Genomic DNA, 15,502 nt, shown 5'->3' on the forward strand with positions numbered 1-15,502 from the left:
CACCCTCCAGGCATGAGACAACCGCCCGGAGGCGGTTGGTGGGGGAGCGCGGGGCGGATCAGCCTTGCAGTGCTCAGCCGCGCCGCGCCTTCAGCAGGTCGGCCACCAGGAAGGCCAGCTCCAGGCTCTGCGAGCCGTTCAGGCGCGGGTCGCAGGCGGTGGTGTAGCGCTCGGCCAGGTGCTCGTCGCCCAGGTTCTGGCCGCCGCCGCGGCATTCGGTGACGTCCTGGCCCGTCAGCTCGACGTGCAGGCCGCCGGCCACCGTGCCCTCCTGCGCGTGGGCGGCGAAGAACTCGCGCACCTCCTGCACCACCAGGCCGAAGTCGCGCGTCTTGTAGCCGTTGGCGCTGGTGACGGTGTTGCCGTGCATGGGGTCGCAGCTCCACACCACCGGGCGGCCGGCAGCGCGCACGGCGCGCAGCAGCGGCGGCAGCAGCGCGGGCAGGCGGCCGGCGCCCATGCGGGTGATGAGCACGGCGCGGCCGGGCTCGGCGTGCGGGTCGATGGCGTCGAGCAGCCGCAGCACGTCGTCGGCCGTGGCCGTGGGGCCGATCTTGACGCCCACCGGGTTGGCCACGCCGCGCAGGTAGGCGACATGGGCGCCGTCCAGCTGCCGCGTGCGCTCGCCCAGCCACAGCATGTGGGCCGAGGCGGCGTACCAGGGGCGCGCGGCGTCGATGGGCGCGTCCTCGGCCGGGCGCGTCAGCGCTTCTTCGTAGGGCAGCAGCAGCGCCTCGTGCGAGGTGTGGAAGGCCACCTCGCGCAGTTGCGGCGTGCTGTCGGACGTGAAGCCGCAGGCGGCCATGAAGTTCAGCGTCTCGGTGATGCGTCCGGCCAGCGCTTCGTAGCGGCGGCCCTGGGGGCTGGCGCGCACGAAGTCGGTGGTCCAGCCGTGCAGCCGGTGCAAATCGGCGAAGCCGCCTTGGGCCAGCGCGCGCAGCAGGTTCAGCGTGGCGGCGCTGGCCGAATAGGCGCGCAGCAGGCGCTGCGGGTCGGGCGTGCGCTCCGGTGCGCTGAAGCCGGCGCCGTTGACGATGTCGCCCCGGTAGCTGGGCAGCGTCACGCCGCCCTGCGTCTCGGTGTCGGCCGAGCGCGGCTTGGCGTACTGGCCGGCGATGCGTCCCACTTTCACCACCGGCCGCGCGGCGGCGTAGGTCAGCACCACGGCCATTTGCAGCAGCACGCGGAAGGTCTCGCGCGCGGCGGCGCCGCCTTGCGTGTCGAAGCTCTCGGCGCAGTCGCCGCCCTGCAGCAGAAAGGCGCGGCCGGCGGCCACCTCGGCCAGTTGCGCGCGCAGGGCTTGCACCTCGCCTTCGACCACCAGGGGCGGAAACTGGCGCAGCTGCGCACAGGCAGCGGCCAGCGCGGCCTCGTCGGGGTAGGCGGGCAGCTGGCGGGCGGGGTGGGCGCGCCAGGTGTCGGGTTGCCAGGCGGGGGTCGAAGTTGTGTTCATCGCGGATCAGGCACGCGTGCGTGGGCCCACGGCAACGAGACCGTCAAGCCAACTCATGTTTCCTGCTTTCCTTCCAGTTCTCTTTCGATCTGCTCGATGCTGGGCAGGCTGGTTTGCAGCGGCTCCGGCAGGGACGCCAGCAGCTTGTATTCGGCGATGCCCAGCGGGCGGGCGTTGTCGCGCAATGCGTATTCGGCGACCACCTTGTTTTTGCTCTTGCACAGCAGCAGGCCGATGGTGGGACCGTCTTGCGGATGCTTGACCTGGGCGTCCACGGCCGTCAGGTAGAAGCCCAGCTGCCCCAGGTGCTCGGGCTTGAACTTGCCGCCCTTGATCTCGATCACCACGTAGCAGCGCAGCTTGAGGTGGTAGAACAGTAGGTCGATGAAGAATTCGTCGCCGCCCACGTCCAGTAGCACCTGCTGTCCGACGAAGGCGAAGCCGGCGCCGAGTTCCAGCAAGAAATCGGTGACGTGCTGGACCAGGGCGGTTTCGATGTCGCGCTCTTGCGCTTCGTCCGTCAGGCCCAGAAAGTCGAAACGGTAGGGGTCCTTGATCGACTCCCGGGCCAGGTCGGATTGCAGCTTGGGCAGGCTGAGGTCGAAATTGGTGACTGCGGTGCCCGTGCGTTCCCGCAGGCGGGTTTCGATCTGCATGACAAGAACGTTGCGCGACCAGTTGTGTTCGATGGCCTTGGCCGCGTACCAGTGGCGGGTTTTGGGGTCGGGCAGCTTGTCCAGCAGGGCCAACTGGTGGTACCAGGGCAATTGTGCAAGCACCTCTTGCACAAATGATTCGTCTGGCCAGGCCTCGGCAAAAGCGCGCATGTACTTGAGGTTGCGCGGCGAAAACCCCATCATCTGCGGAAAGGCCGTGCGCAAGTCATGCGCCAGCCGCTCGATGACCTTGGCGCCCCAGCCCTGCTGCGCCTGCCGGGCCAGGATGTCGCGCCCGATCTGCCAGTACAGCAGCACCAGCTCGCGGTTGACGGCCAGCGTGGCGCGCTGCTGCGCGCCGTGGATGCGGTTTTTCAGCTCGGCCAGCCAGTCGGCGTAGCCCTCGGGCGCCGGCCGCAGGGCGTCGGGCCGCTCGCTCACGCTGCTTGCCTGTGACGGGTCACGCCAGCTCCTCCACCGGCACGCAACTGCAGAACAGGTTGCGGTCGCCATGCACGTTGTCCACCCGGCCCACGGGCGGCCAGTATTTGACGCTGCCGGGCGCGCGCTGGGCCATGGCGGCGCCGACTTCGCGCGCATACGGGTGCGGCCAGTCGGCCTTCAGCAGGCTGCTGGCGGTGTGCGGGGCGTTCTTCAGCGGGTTGTCGTCCTGCGGCCATTCGCCGCGCTCGATGCGCTGGATTTCGTGGCGGATGGCGACCATGGCGGCGATGAAGCGGTCGATTTCGTCCAGCGTCTCGCTCTCGGTGGGCTCGACCATCAGCGTGTTGGCGACGGGGAAGCTGAGCGTGGGCGCGTGAAAGCCGTAGTCGGCCAGGCGCTTGGCGACGTCCTCGGCCATCACGCCGCTGGTGTCCTTCAAGGCCCGCAGGTCCAGGATGCACTCGTGCGCCACGTGGCCCGGCTTGCCATTCTTGCCCTCGCTGGCGTAGAGCGTGGGGTAGTGGTCCTTCAGGCGCTTGCTGATGTAGTTGGCGCTCAGGATGGCGGCCTCGGTGGCGTGCGTCAGGCCGGCGGCGCCCATCATGCGGATGTACATCCAGCTGATGGGCAGCACGGCCGCGTTGCCATAAGGCGCGGCGCTGACGGCGCCGATGGCGCGCGCATCGCCCGCCGTGGCGTGGCCGGGCAGGTAGGGCACCAGGTCCTCGACCACGCACACCGGCCCCACGCCGGGGCCGCCGCCGCCGTGCGGGATGCAGAAGGTCTTGTGCAGGTTGAGGTGGCTCACGTCGCCGCCGAACTCGCCGGGCGCGGCCACGCCGACCATGGCGTTCAGGTTGGCGCCGTCCACGTACACGCGGCCGCCATGCTGGTGCACCAGCGCGCACAGCTCTTTGACCTGCGTCTCGAACACGCCGTGCGTGCTGGGGTAGGTGATCATCACGCAGGCCAGTTGCTGGCGGTACTGCTCGCACTTGGCGCGCAGGTCGGCCAGATCGACGTTGCCCTGCTCGTCGCACCTGGTGACCACCACTTTCAGGCCTACCATCTGCGCGCTGGCGGGGTTGGTGCCGTGCGCGCTGCTGGGGATCAGGCACACGTCGCGCTGCGCCTGGCCGTTGGCGGCGTGCCAGGCGCGGATGGCCAGCAGGCCGGCGTACTCGCCCTGGCTGCCGGCGTTGGGCTGCAGGCTGACGCCCGCGTAGCCGGTGATGCTGCACAGCCACTGGCGCAACTGCGCGTCCAGCAGCTGGTAGCCCTTCAGCTGGTCGGCCGGCGCGAAGGGGTGCACGTGGGCGAACTCGGGCCAGGTGATGGGGATCATCTCGCTGGTGGCGTTGAGCTTCATGGTGCAGCTGCCCAGCGGGATCATGCTGCGGTCCAGCGCCAGGTCCTTGTCGCTCAGACTGCGGATGTAGCGCAGCATGCCGGTCTCGCTGTGGTGCGTGTTGAACACCGGGTGCGTCAGGTACGCGCTGGCGCGGCGCAGTTCAGCGGGGATCAGGTCGGGCGCGGAGGCTGCCAGCGCGTCGAAGTCGGGCAGCGCCTGGCCCTCGCCGGCGAAGATGCGCCACAGCAGTTCCACGTCGGCGCGGGCGCTGGTCTCGTCGAGCGACACGCACAGGTACACATCCCAGGCTTTTCGCAGGTTGGCCAGCATGGACACTGCGCGGGCAGCTATCACATCGGTAGCATCGTCGGTCTTCAGGCTGAGCGTGTCGAAGGCCGTGTCGTGGTGCTGGTGCGCGAAGCCCAGCTGCACCAGGCCCGCCTTCAGGATGGCCGTGAGGCGCGCCACGCGCCCGGCGATGCGCTTCAGGCCCACGGGGCCGTGGTACACGGCGTACATGCTGGCCACCACGGCCGGCAGCACCTGGGCGGTGCAGATGTTGCTGGTGGCCTTCTCGCGGCGGATGTGCTGCTCGCGCGTCTGCAGCGCCAGTCGGTAGGCGGGGGCGCCGTGCACGTCCACGCTGACGCCCACCAGCCGGCCGGGCAGGCTGCGCTTGAAGGCGTCCTTGCAGGCCATGAAAGCGGCGTGCGGGCCGCCCGCGCCCATGGGCATGCCGAAGCGCTGCGTGCTGCCGACGACGATGTCGGCACCCATCTCGCCCGGCGTCTTCAGCAGCGTGAGCGCCAGCAGGTCGGTGGCGAAGAGGGCGGCGGCGCCCTTGGCGTGCACCTTGTCCACCTCGGCGCTCCAGTCCATCAGCCAGCCGCTGCTGCAGGGGTACTGGATGAGGGCGGCGAAGTAGTCGTCGGCGGCGATGGCGGCGTCCCATTCGGCGGCCGAGTTGGCCAGCTTCAGCGTCAGGCCCAGCGGCGCGGCGCGGGTGCGCATCACCTCGATGGTCTGCGGGTGCACGTCGCCGCTCACCACGATCACGCTGCCCTTGGCCTTGACCGAGCGGCGCGCCAGCGTCATGGCCTCGGCGGCGGCGGTGGCTTCGTCCAGCATGGAGGCGTTGGCGATGTCCATGCCGGTCAGGTCCGTCACCATGGTCTGGAAGTTGACGAGCGCCTCCATGCGGCCCTGGCTGATCTCGGCCTGGTAGGGCGTGTAGGCGGTGTACCAAGCCGGGTTCTCCAGGATGTTGCGCAGGATCACGCCCGGCGTGTGGGTGCCGTAATAGCCCTGGCCGATGAAGCTCTTCATCAGCTGGTTCTGGCCGGCGATGGCCTTCAGCTCGGCCAGCGCGTCGGCCTCGGTGGCGGCGGGCGGCAGTTGCATGGGCGTGGCGCGCGCGATGCCGCGCGGCACGATCGAATCGATCAGCGCGCGGCGCGAGGGCTCGCCGATGACGGCGAGCATCTGCTGCTCGTCCTGGGCGCCCAGGCCGATGTGGCGGGCGATGAATTCGCCCGGGTTCTCCAGGCTGGCGAGGGATGGCGTGGCGGTGGCGGACATGGTGGCGGCCTTTGGGGACAAAACACTGGGCAAGGCGCGCCGGCCGGAGCGGGCGACGCGCCTCACGCAATGCTCTGGCGGCGGTCAGCCCTGCGAGAAGGCGCCGTAGGCGGTCTCGTCCATCAGCGCGGCGAACTGCGACGCGTCGGCCAGCCGCACCTTGAAGAACCAGCCCGCGCCCATCGGGTCGCTGTTGGCCAGGCTCGGCTCATCGCGCAGGGCTTCGTTGACCTCGGTGATCTCGCCGTCGATGGGCATGTACACGTCGGCGGCGGCCTTGACGGACTCGACCACGCCGGCCACGTCCTTCTGAGCATAGGTCTTGCCCACCTCGGGCAGCTCGACGAACACCACGTCGCCCAGCGCGTCCTGCGCGTGCTGCGTGATGCCGACGGTGGCGAGGTCGCCCTCGACGCGGATCCATTCGTGGTCTTCGGTGTATTTGATGGTCATGGCAGAAGTTCTCGGTGAGTGGTTGATCTAAGCCGGCTTCCGGGAGGTTTCCCATTTGGCCAGGTACGTTTGGTAGGCGGACTTCCAGCCGGGCGAGCCGAAGGCGCCGCCGCTCTGGTGCGTCACGGCCAAGGGCCAGGTGCCCAGCTTCAGGCCCCGCGCCCGCGCCGTGCGGCAGAAGTCCAGGTCGTAGAAGTGAAAAAGGAACCGCTCGTCGAAGCGCACGTCCCGCGCCACCAGCGTATCGCGCCGCGCGGCCAGCAGCAGGCCGTCCAGCAGCTCGCATTCCGCGGGGGACGGGCCGAAGTGGCTGATGGGGCCGAACGGCAGCTTGCCATGGGCGACGCTGCCGGACAGATGGGCGCGCTCGTCCATCTTCAGCTTGCCATCGACGACATCGGCGAAGCACCAGCCCGGCTGGTTGGGCAGGCGCCGCCGGTTGCCGGCGACGCCGATGACGTCGAAGCGCTCCAGACCGTCGCCGATGCGCTGGCGCAGGAAGGCGTCTTCCAGCCAGACGTCGTCGTGGACGAAGACCATCAGGCTGCCCGGTGGGGCGGCGTCGATGACCTGGTTGTAGAGCGTGGGCAGGCCGCGGGCGTTGGCGAAGGCGATGCGCGGTTGCAGCGCCTGGTCGAACCGGAGCCGGCTGAGCGACACGCCCAGCGCCGACTGGCGCCAGAAATGGTCCTCCGGCAGGCGCGTGGCGCTGACGACGACGAGGGGCGCCACGGGTCACGCGCGGTGGTAGCGGGGCGGGAGAAAGGGCAGGGCCGCCACTTCCATCGGCACCTGCCTGCCGCGCACCAGCGCGAACACGGGCGTGCCCACGGCGGCGTGTTCGGCCTGCACGTACCCCATGGCGATGGGACGATCGACGCTGGGGCCCAGCAGGCCGCTGGTGACTTCGCCGATCCTGTGGCCGCCGGCGTCCTGCAGCTCGGCGTGCTCGCGCACCGGCACGCGCTCCCGCGCGACGAGGCCCACGCGTTTGCGCGTGGCCGGGCGCGTGCCGTCCAGTTGCGCCAGCACCCTGTCCGCGCCCGGAAAGCCGCCGGCGCGCTCGCCGCCGGTGCGGCGCACCTTCTGCATCGCCCAGTTCAGGCCCGCCTCGACGGGCGTCGTCGTGGTGTCGATGTCGTTGCCGTACAGGCACAGGCCGGCTTCCAGCCGCAGCGAATTGCGCGCCCCCAGGCCGATGGGCTTGACTTCGGGCTGGGCCAGCAGCGCGCGGGCGAAGGCCTCGGCCTGCGCGCCGGGCAGAGAGATCTCGAAGCCGTCCTCGCCGGTGTAGCCGCTGCGGGTGATGTACAGGTCGGTGCCGTTCCAGCCGAAGGCGCCGCCGGTCATGAACACCAGCCGTTCGACGCCGGGGACCAGCCGGGACAGGGCGTCCACTGCCAGCGGGCCTTGCAGCGCCAGCAGGGCGTGGTCGGGCAGCGGCACGACCTGGCAACGCTGGTCGATGCGCGCCTGCATGTGGGCGATGTCGCCGGCCTTGCAGGCGCCGTTGACGATGACGAAGATCGTTTGACCTCCACGCTCCCCCGCTGCGCGTGGTGCGCTGCCCCCCGAGGGGGCGTTCGAGCCTAGAGGCGGCTCGTCGGCGCTCAGGTCCCCGCGGTTGACGAACATCAGGTCGTCGATGATCGTGCCCTCGTCCGTCAGCAGCAGGCCGTAGCGCTGCCTGTCCACGCCCAGGCCGATCACGTCGACCGGCATGAGGGTCTCGAACGCGGCCGCCGCGTCGGGGCCGACGAGCTCCAACTGGCCCATGTGCGACACGTCGAACAGGCCGGCGGCCTCGCGCGTGTGCCGGTGCTCGGCCATCAGGCCGGCCGGGTACTGCACCGGCATCGCATGGCCTGCGAAAGGCACCATGCGCGCGCCGAGTTCGGCGTGCAAGGCGTGCAGCGGGGTCTTGAGCAGTTCGGGGTCGGTGGACATGGGCGGGGGCTCCTCGAATACAGGGTGAATTGCAGCGCTGCCCGGGCTGCGGATGCGGCCGGGGCGTCGGCAACCCTGCTGTCCTCTTTACCTGAGAGATTCGACGCCGCCGCCGCGGGTGCGGCGCACGGGTCTTGCCCCTTCGGTGGGCCGCCGATCCGGACGGAAAACGCGGCCTCTCTCCAACAGAATCTCGTGTACCAGTCCTTTTTGCCTGAGCGTTCGGCCTTCGGCGGCGCCCGGACTGCGGGCACTCTCTCCTGGTCGCGCGATTCTAGTACGCCGGCGCGGGGAGATCGGAACTAGCGGCCATACACCAGGTCGCGCAGTCCCAGCGACAACTGCGGCACGTAGGTGATCACCATCAGGCAGGCCAGCACCACGCAGACGAAGGGCACCAGGTGCCGGATGATCTTGTCCAGCGGGATGCGCGCCACGGTGCAGGCGGCGAACAGGTTCACGCCGAAGGGCGGCGTGATCATGCCCAGCGCCAGGTTCACCACCATCACCAGCCCGAAGTGCACCGGGTCGATGCCGAAGTGCTGCGCCACCGGCGCCAGGATGGGCGCCAGCACGATGATGGCGGCGCTGGTCTCGATGAACATGCCGATCACGAACAGCGCCGCGTTCACGCCCAGCAGGAACATGCCCGCGCTTTGCAGCACCTGCTGCAGCCAGTGGCCGATGGCCTCCGGCACGCCGGCGCGGGTGATGAGGAAAGCGAACAGGCCGGCGTTGGCGATGATGAACATGATCACCGCCGACGACACCACCGACTTGCGCAGCACGGCGTACAAGTCCTTCACGCCGATCTCGCGGTACACGAGCATGCCCACGAGCAGCGCGTACAGCACGGCGACGGCCGAGGCCTCGGTGGGCGTGAACACGCCGCCGTAGATGCCGCCCAGGATGATCACCGGCATCAACAGCGCCCAGGCGGCCTGCCGCGTGGCGGTGAAAAAGCCCAGGCGTCCGTCGCCGTCGCGCTGGCCCCAGCCCTTGCGCTTGCAGTAGATCCAGACGAACAGCATCAGCGCGCCGCTGATGAACAAGCCCGGGCCGAAGCCGGCGATGAACAGCTCGCCGATCGAGACCTCGGCCGACACGCCGTACAGGATCATCGGGATCGAGGGCGGGATGATCACGCCCAGCTCGGCGCTGGTGGCCTGCAGCGCGGCGGCCCAGGTGGTGGGGTAACCGTGCTTGATGAGCGCCGGGATCAGGATGGCGCCGATGGCGAAGGTGGTGGCCACCGACGAGCCCGACACGGCGGCGAAGATCATGCAGGTCAGCACGCAGGTCATCGGCAGGCCGCCCTGCACGCCGCCGACGATGCTCTTGGCGAACTCCACCAGCCGGCGCGAGATGCCACCGGTCTCCATCAGGTTGCCGGCCAGGATGAAGAAGGGCACGGCCGCCAGCGGAAACTTGTTGATGGCGTTGAACATCTCCTTGGCGGAGATCAGCATGTGGGCGTTGCTGGCCTGGATGCCGACGATCGACGCCAGGCCGATCGACACCGCCACCGAGACGCTGAGCGCGAAGCCCAGCACCATCGTGAGCAGCATGGCGGCGGTCATGCCGCGGCTCTCGTGCGCGGCGCGTCGTTCATTGCGCGGTCTCCAGTTCCATGCGGCGCGGGTCGAGGTAGTTGGCGACGATGCCCAGCAGCGAGAACAGCGCGCCCACCGGCATCGCGATGTAGGCCCAGAACATCGACAGCGATTCCAGCCCCGCCATGGTCTGCACGCTGCCGCGCACCGCGTAGTCGTAGCCCCACCACAGGACGATGAGCATCAGCGCCAGCGCCGCCAGCGCCACCACCAGGTCCAGCACGCGGCGCGCGCCGGCGGGCACGGCGCGGTAGAGCGCGTCCACGCTCACCATGGCGCCCTGGCGGAAGGCCATGGGGATGCCCAGGAACACCATCCAGATCAGGCTGAAGCGGATCAGCACCTCGCTCCATTCGGCGGGCTGCTCCAGCACGAAGCGGGTGACGATCTGGAACACGCCCAGCGCGGAGGCGATGGCCAGCATCGCGCAGGCGCCGGCCATGGCGATGCGGGTGGTCCAGCTTTCGATGCGCAGGAAAAGCTCTCTCATGGCCATGGTTCCAAACAAAAACGCTTGCTGGCCAGCGTCCAGCAAGCGTCATTTGCGACATGAACAGTAGCGTCTTGGCTTATTTGACGTCGCGGATGCGGTCCAGGTTGGCCTTGCCGAACTGCTTCTCGAACTCGGCGTTCACTGGCGCCAGCGCGGCCACGAAGCGGGCCTTGTCCAGCGTGTCGATCACCGTCATGCCCTTGGCGCGCAGGTCGGCGACGCCCTTGGCGTCGTCTTCGTCCACGCGCGCGCGGTTGGCCTTGGTACCTTCCTTGGCGGCATCGATGAAGGCCTGCTTGTCGGCGGCCGAGAGTTTGTCGAACACGCCCTTGTTCATCACGAAGATGCAGGGCGAGTACACGTGGCCGGTGAGCGACAGGTGCTTCTGCACCTGGTCGAACTTGGCCGAGATGATGACCGACAGCGGGTTCTCCTGCCCGTCCACGGTGCCCTGCTGCAGCGCCGTGAACACCTCCGGGAAGGCCATGGGCGTGGTGATGATGCCGAAGCCCTTGTAGGCGGCCACGTGCACCGGGTTCTCCATGGTGCGCATCTTCAGGCCCTTGAGGTCCTCGGGCGTCTTCACGTCGCGCTTGCTGTTGGTCATGTGGCGAAAGCCGTTCTCGGCCCAGGCCAGCGCCTTGAAGCCCTTGGCGTCGAACTTGGTCAGCAGCTCCTGGCCGATCGGGCCGTCGAGCACGGCGCGCGCGTGCGCCTTGTCGCGGAACAGGAAGGGCACGTCGAGGATCTTGGTCTCGGGCACGAAGTTGGGCACCGGGCCGGTGGAGCTGAAGGCCAGCTCCTGCGTGCCGAGCTGCACCGCCTCGATCGATTCGCGCTCGCCGCCCAGGGCGCCGTTGTAGAAGGCCTGCACCTTGTAGCGGCCCTGCGTGCGCTTCTCGACTTCCTTGGCGAAGGTGTCGATGGCGATGCCTTGGTGCGAGTTCTGCGCCGTGGAGATGCTGATCTTCATCGTCGTCTGCGCGGCGGCGGTGGCCGCCAGGCCGAGCGCCAAGCCCAGGCCGAGAACGAGTCTGTGCAGTTTCATGAAAATGTCTCCTGTCTATAATGCTATGTTAATAATAGCTTCCGACGCAATACCGACGCGGGCTGGAGGCTGATTTGAATCACATTCCCGGGTAGTTGGGCCCGCCGCCGCCCTCGGGCGTGACCCAGACGATGTTCTGCGTCGGGTCCTTGATGTCGCAGGTCTTGCAGTGCACGCAGTTCTGCGCGTTGATCTGCAGCCGCATGGCGTCACCGCCCTTCGCTTCGTCGGGCACGAACTCGTACACGCCGGCTGGGCAGTAGCGGCCCTCGGGGCCGGCGTACTTGGCCAGGTTGATGTCGACCGGCACGCTCGCGTCCTTCAGCGTCAGGTGCGCGGGCTGGTTCTCCTCGTGGTTGGTGTTGCTGATGAACACGCTGGAGAGGCGGTCGAAGGTGAGCTTGCCGTCGGGCTTGGGGTAGTCGATGGGCTTGTGCTCGACGGCGGGCTCCAGTTGCACGTTGTCGGGCAGCTTGCGGTGCAGCGTCCAGGGGACGTGGCCGCGCAGCACCTTCTGCTCGAAGCCGTTCATCAGCGTGCCCACGGTCAGGCCCTTCTTGAACCAGTTCTTGAAGTTGCGGTCCTTGTTCAGCTCGGCGTGCAGCCAGCTTTCCTGGAAGGCCTCGGGGTAGGCCGCCAGCTCGTCGTGCTGGCGGCCGGCCACCACGGCGTCGTAGGCCGCCTCGCCGGCCAGCGAGCCGGTCTTGATGGCGGCGTGGCTGCCCTTGATGCGGCTGACGTTCAGGTAGCCGGCGTCGCAGCCGACCAGCGCGCCGCCCGGGAACACCGTCTTGGGCAGCGCCAGCAGGCCGCCGGCCGTGATGGCGCGCGCGCCGTAGCTCAGGCGCTTGGCGTTGACCTTGCCAGCGTCGTCGGTGAAGTACCACTTGACGCGCGGGTGCGTCTTCCAGCGCTGGAACTCCTCGAACGGGCTCAGGTAGGGGTTGTCGTAGTTCAGCCCCGTGACGTAGCCGCAGTACACCTTGTTGTCCTCGGCGTGGTAGAGGAAGGCGCCGCCGTAGGTGTGCTCGTCCATCGGCCAGCCGGCGGTGTGCATGACGAAGCCGGGCGTGTGGCGGCTGGGGTCGATCTCCCACAGCTCCTTGATGCCGATGGCGTAGCTCTGCGGGTCGCTGTGCTCGTCCAGCTTGAAGCGCGCGATCAGCTGCCGGCCCAGGTGGCCGCGCGCGCCTTCGCAGAACAGGGTGTACTTGCCATGCAGCTCCATGCCGAGCTGGAAGTTCTCGGTCGGCTCGCCGTCCTTGCCGATGCCCATGTTGCCCGTGGCCACGCCCTTGACCGAACCGTCGTCGTCGAACAGCACCTCGGCGGCCGGGAAGCCGGGGAAGATTTCCACGCCCAGCGCCTCGGCCTGGCCGGCCAGCCAGCGCACCACGTTGCCCAGGCTGATGATGTAGTTGCCGTGGTTGTTGGCGAAGGGCGGCAGCATGGCGTTGGGCACGCGCGTGCCGCCGTTCTCGCTGAGGAAGACGTAGGCGTCGTCGGTCACCGGCTGGTGCAGGGGCGCGCCCTTTTCCTGCCAGTCGGGGATCAGCTCGGTCAGGGCCCTGGGGTCCATCACCGCGCCCGAGAGGATGTGCGCGCCCGGCTCCGAGCCCTTCTCCAGCACCACGACCGACACGTCCTGGCCCTTCTCCGCCGACAACTGCTTGATGCGGATGGCCGCCGACAGCCCGGCCGGGCCGGCGCCGACGATGACCACGTCGTACTCCATGGCCTCGCGGGGGCCGTACTGCTCGATGATTTCCTGGGGGGTCATGGGGCGTCCTCTCGTGGCGTTTGAAATAATGGGCGCTATTGTGTGGTGTGCGCCGCCGGCGGGCCCAGCCTGCCGACGGCGCGGCTGATTTTATGCGCGCAGGCCCGCGCCGCCCCTTGCCTGGAGAACTTCCCCATGACCTACAGCATCGACCTTTCCGGCCGCGTGGCCTTCGTCACCGGCGCCTCGGGCGGCCTGGGGGCGCAGTTCGCTCGGGCGCTGGCGCGCGCCGGCGCCGGCGTGGTGCTGGCCAGCCGCCGCGTGGAGAAGCTCAAGGACTTGCGCGCCCGCATCGAGGGCGAGGGCGGCGACGCCCACGTGGTCGAGTGCGACGTGACCGACGTGTCCTCCATCAAGGCCGCCGTCGCGCACGCAGAGACCGAGATGGGCTCCATCGACATCCTGGTCAACAACTCCGGCGTATCCACCACGCAGCGCCTGCAGGACGTGGGCGAGGACGACTACGACTTCGTCTTCGACACCAACGTGCGCGGCGCCTTCTTCGTCGCGCAGGAGGTGGGCAAGCGCATGCTGGCCCGCGCCCGGGGCGCCGCGCCCGGCAGTTTCACTGGCGGGCGCATCATCAACATCGCCAGCATGGCGGGGTTGAAGGTGCTGCCGCAGATCGGCGTGTACTGCATGAGCAAGGCCGCCGTGGTGCAGATGACCAAGGCCATGGCGCTGGAGTGGGGGCGCTTCGGCATCAACGTCAACGCCATCTGCCCTGGCTACATCGACACCGAGATCAACCACCACCACTGGCAGACCGAGAGCGGCAAGAAGCTCGTCAGCATGCTGCCGCGCAAGCGCGTGGGCGAGCCGCGCGACCTGGACCCGATCCTGCTGATGCTGGCCTCGGATCAGAGCCACTTCATCAACGGCGCGGTGATCGCGGCGGACGACGGCTTCGCGCTTTGATGACGGGCATTGCGCTATGATAAAAATAGCTGACAGCGTAGATTTGGCGCGGGATACAGCTTGAAATAAATTTGAAACGGCGTCAGGCCCGCTTGTCCTTCGGCAGCCGCCCCATCAGATAGAACTCGGGGTTCGGCAGCATGCCGCTGAACGAGGCCATGCGGTTCGACAGGCCGAAGAACGCGGTGATGGCGGCGATGTCCCAGATGTCCTCGTCGTCGAAGCCGTGCGCGTGCAGGGCGTCGAAGTCGGCCTCCTCGATCTCGTGCGAGCGCTCGCACACCTTCATGGCGAAGGCCAGCATCGCCTTCTGGCGCGGCGGGATGTCGGCCTTGCGCCAGTTGACGGCCACCTGGTCGGCCACCAGGGGCTTCTTCTCGTAGATGCGCAGCAGCGCGCCGTGCGCCACCACGCAGTACAGGCACTGGTTGGCCGCGCTGGTCGTGGTCACGATCATCTCGCGGTCGCCCTTGGTCAGGCGGCTGGCGCGGCCCGTGCTCTCGGGGTCCATCAGCGCGTCGTGGTAGGCGAAGAAGGCGCGCCACTCGGCCGGCCGCCGCGCCAGGCCGAGGAACACGTTGGGGATGAAGCCGGCTTTCGCCTGCACTTCCAGCGCCTTGGCCTTGATGTCGTCGGGCAGGCTGTCGAGTTCGGCGATCGGGTAGCGGCTCATGGCAAGTTTCCTGGGGCGTGATCGGGTGGGCTTGGCGGACGATTATGCTGCGCACCCCTTCCGCCTTCTTGGAGCCACGCCATGGACCAGCCCGACGATGCCGCCTTCCAGGCCGGCCTGAAGACCCGCCGCCAGGTGATGGGCGACGACTTCGTCGACCGCGCCTTCGCCGCCGCCACCGACTTCACCACGCCGCTGCAGCACCACATCACCCGCAACGCCTGGGGCGACGTGTGGCAGCGGCCGGGGCTGGACCTGAAGACGCGCAGCCTGGTCACCGTGGCCATGCTGACCGCGCTGGGTCACCAGCACGAGCTGAAGGGCCACGTGCGCGGCGCGCTGCGCAACGGCGCCAGCACGCAGGAGATCCAGGAGGTCCTGCTGCACGCCGGCATCTACTGCGGCGTGCCCTGCGCGGTGGAGGCGTTCCGCAGCGCGGCGGAGGTGGTGGACGGCGCGCCGCCGGCCTGATTCACAACCCGCCCGTCAGCCGCTGCACCAGCTCCGCCGTCGTGCCCGAGCGGTACTTGCGCATCAGCCGCGCGCGGTAGATCTCCACCGTGCGGTGGCTGATGCCCAGCACGCGGCCGATCTCCTTGCTGGTCAGGCCGCGCAGCAGTTGCGCGGCCACTTCGCGCTCGCGCGCGGTGAGCGGCGCCGCGACGGGCCGGTGCGCGCTCAGGTCCTCGAAGGTCCAGATGCCCGCCGCGTGCGGCGCCTCGCGGTCGATGGCGCGGCCGGTGACGTGGCACCAGAAGGTTTCGCCCCGGCGCGGGCCGCCCACGCGCTTCATCACGCGGTTGTCGGCGTAGAGGCCGTGCGTGTTCAAGATCGGGGTGATGCGTGCGCCGGTGCGCTCGTATTCGTCCGCGCTGGGGTACAGGATGCGGAAGCTCTGGCCGATCAGCTCCGCCGGCGTGGCGCCGAACATCTCGCACACGCGCTCGTTGCAGTCCATGATGCGGCGCTGCAGCGAGAGGATCAGCCCCACCGGCGCCAACTGGAAGGCCAGGCGGTAGTCGGGCGGGGCGGCGTTGGGAACAGGGATGACCATTACGAAATACTACGTAACCGAATACGTAGTATCGTCGTATC

Annotated in this window: 14 protein-coding genes and 1 riboswitch; of the genes, 2 read left to right on the top strand and 12 right to left on the bottom strand. The window is 68.8% G+C overall.

Translation table 11 applies throughout. The annotated features are described in order from the left end of the window. Positions 1-73: 73 nt before the first annotated feature. The 10 genes from IPG65_RS10510 to IPG65_RS10555 form a co-directional block, all read right to left on the bottom strand. Entirely contained in the window at positions 74-1,453 is a 1,380-nt protein-coding gene (locus IPG65_RS10510) for a class II 3-deoxy-7-phosphoheptulonate synthase (RefSeq protein ID WP_293189180.1), read from the bottom strand. 53 nt (positions 1,454-1,506) lie between these two features. Beyond that, complete coding sequence (locus tag IPG65_RS10515) at positions 1,507-2,550, bottom strand: PDDEXK nuclease domain-containing protein (RefSeq protein ID WP_293189182.1); 1,044 nt, start codon at positions 2,548-2,550, stop codon at positions 1,507-1,509. A 19-nt stretch (positions 2,551-2,569) separates the two neighbouring features. Next, positions 2,570-5,482: an aminomethyl-transferring glycine dehydrogenase gene (gene gcvP, locus IPG65_RS10520; protein ID WP_293189184.1), complete on the bottom strand. Its 2,913-nt coding sequence runs from the start codon at positions 5,480-5,482 to the stop codon at positions 2,570-2,572. Between the two features lie 84 nt (positions 5,483-5,566). Next, on the bottom strand, positions 5,567-5,935 hold the full coding sequence (gene gcvH, locus IPG65_RS10525) for a glycine cleavage system protein GcvH (protein ID WP_293189186.1): 369 nt from the start codon (positions 5,933-5,935) through the stop codon (positions 5,567-5,569). A 27-nt stretch (positions 5,936-5,962) separates the two neighbouring features. After that, on the bottom strand, positions 5,963-6,667 hold the full coding sequence (locus IPG65_RS10530; RefSeq protein WP_293189188.1) for a glycosyltransferase: 705 nt from the start codon (positions 6,665-6,667) through the stop codon (positions 5,963-5,965). A gap of 3 nt (positions 6,668-6,670) precedes the next feature. Further along, entirely contained in the window at positions 6,671-7,882 is a 1,212-nt protein-coding gene (gene gcvT, locus IPG65_RS10535; RefSeq protein WP_293189190.1) for a glycine cleavage system aminomethyltransferase GcvT, read from the bottom strand. A gap of 68 nt (positions 7,883-7,950) precedes the next feature. Beyond that, positions 7,951-8,078, bottom strand: a riboswitch (glycine riboswitch). A 106-nt stretch (positions 8,079-8,184) separates the two neighbouring features. After that, positions 8,185-9,462 (bottom strand): TRAP transporter large permease, encoded by a 1,278-nt coding sequence (locus tag IPG65_RS10540; protein ID WP_293189192.1) that lies wholly within the window; start codon positions 9,460-9,462, stop codon positions 8,185-8,187. A gap of 28 nt (positions 9,463-9,490) precedes the next feature. After that, on the bottom strand, positions 9,491-9,985 hold the full coding sequence (locus IPG65_RS10545; protein ID WP_293189194.1) for a TRAP transporter small permease: 495 nt from the start codon (positions 9,983-9,985) through the stop codon (positions 9,491-9,493). 79 nt (positions 9,986-10,064) lie between these two features. Next, positions 10,065-11,036, bottom strand: a complete 972-nt coding sequence (locus IPG65_RS10550) for a TRAP transporter substrate-binding protein (RefSeq protein WP_293189196.1) — start codon at positions 11,034-11,036, stop codon at positions 10,065-10,067. Between the two features lie 79 nt (positions 11,037-11,115). Next, on the bottom strand, positions 11,116-12,816 hold the full coding sequence (locus tag IPG65_RS10555) for an electron transfer flavoprotein-ubiquinone oxidoreductase (protein ID WP_293189198.1): 1,701 nt from the start codon (positions 12,814-12,816) through the stop codon (positions 11,116-11,118). A gap of 135 nt (positions 12,817-12,951) precedes the next feature. On the opposite strand from IPG65_RS10555, the gene IPG65_RS10560 reads away from it, so the two are divergent. Continuing rightward, entirely contained in the window at positions 12,952-13,734 is a 783-nt protein-coding gene (locus IPG65_RS10560; RefSeq protein WP_293189200.1) for an SDR family oxidoreductase, read from the top strand. An 82-nt stretch (positions 13,735-13,816) separates the two neighbouring features. Here IPG65_RS10560 and IPG65_RS10565 read toward each other — a convergent pair whose 3' ends face one another. Then, positions 13,817-14,407 carry a peroxidase-related enzyme gene (locus tag IPG65_RS10565; RefSeq protein ID WP_293189202.1) on the bottom strand — a complete coding sequence of 197 codons (591 nt, stop codon included), beginning with the start codon at positions 14,405-14,407 and terminating at the stop codon, positions 13,817-13,819. Between the two features lie 81 nt (positions 14,408-14,488). On the opposite strand from IPG65_RS10565, the gene pcaC reads away from it, so the two are divergent. Further along, complete coding sequence (gene pcaC / locus IPG65_RS10570) at positions 14,489-14,878, top strand: 4-carboxymuconolactone decarboxylase (RefSeq protein ID WP_293189204.1); 390 nt, start codon at positions 14,489-14,491, stop codon at positions 14,876-14,878. Position 14,879: 1 nt separating this feature from the next. Here pcaC and IPG65_RS10575 read toward each other — a convergent pair whose 3' ends face one another. Continuing rightward, entirely contained in the window at positions 14,880-15,461 is a 582-nt protein-coding gene (locus IPG65_RS10575) for a LuxR C-terminal-related transcriptional regulator (RefSeq protein ID WP_293189206.1), read from the bottom strand. Between the last annotated feature and the right edge of the window lie 41 nt (positions 15,462-15,502).

This window comes from Ottowia sp. (assembly GCF_016703145.1).
Lineage (GTDB): Bacteria > Pseudomonadota > Gammaproteobacteria > Burkholderiales > Burkholderiaceae_C > Ottowia.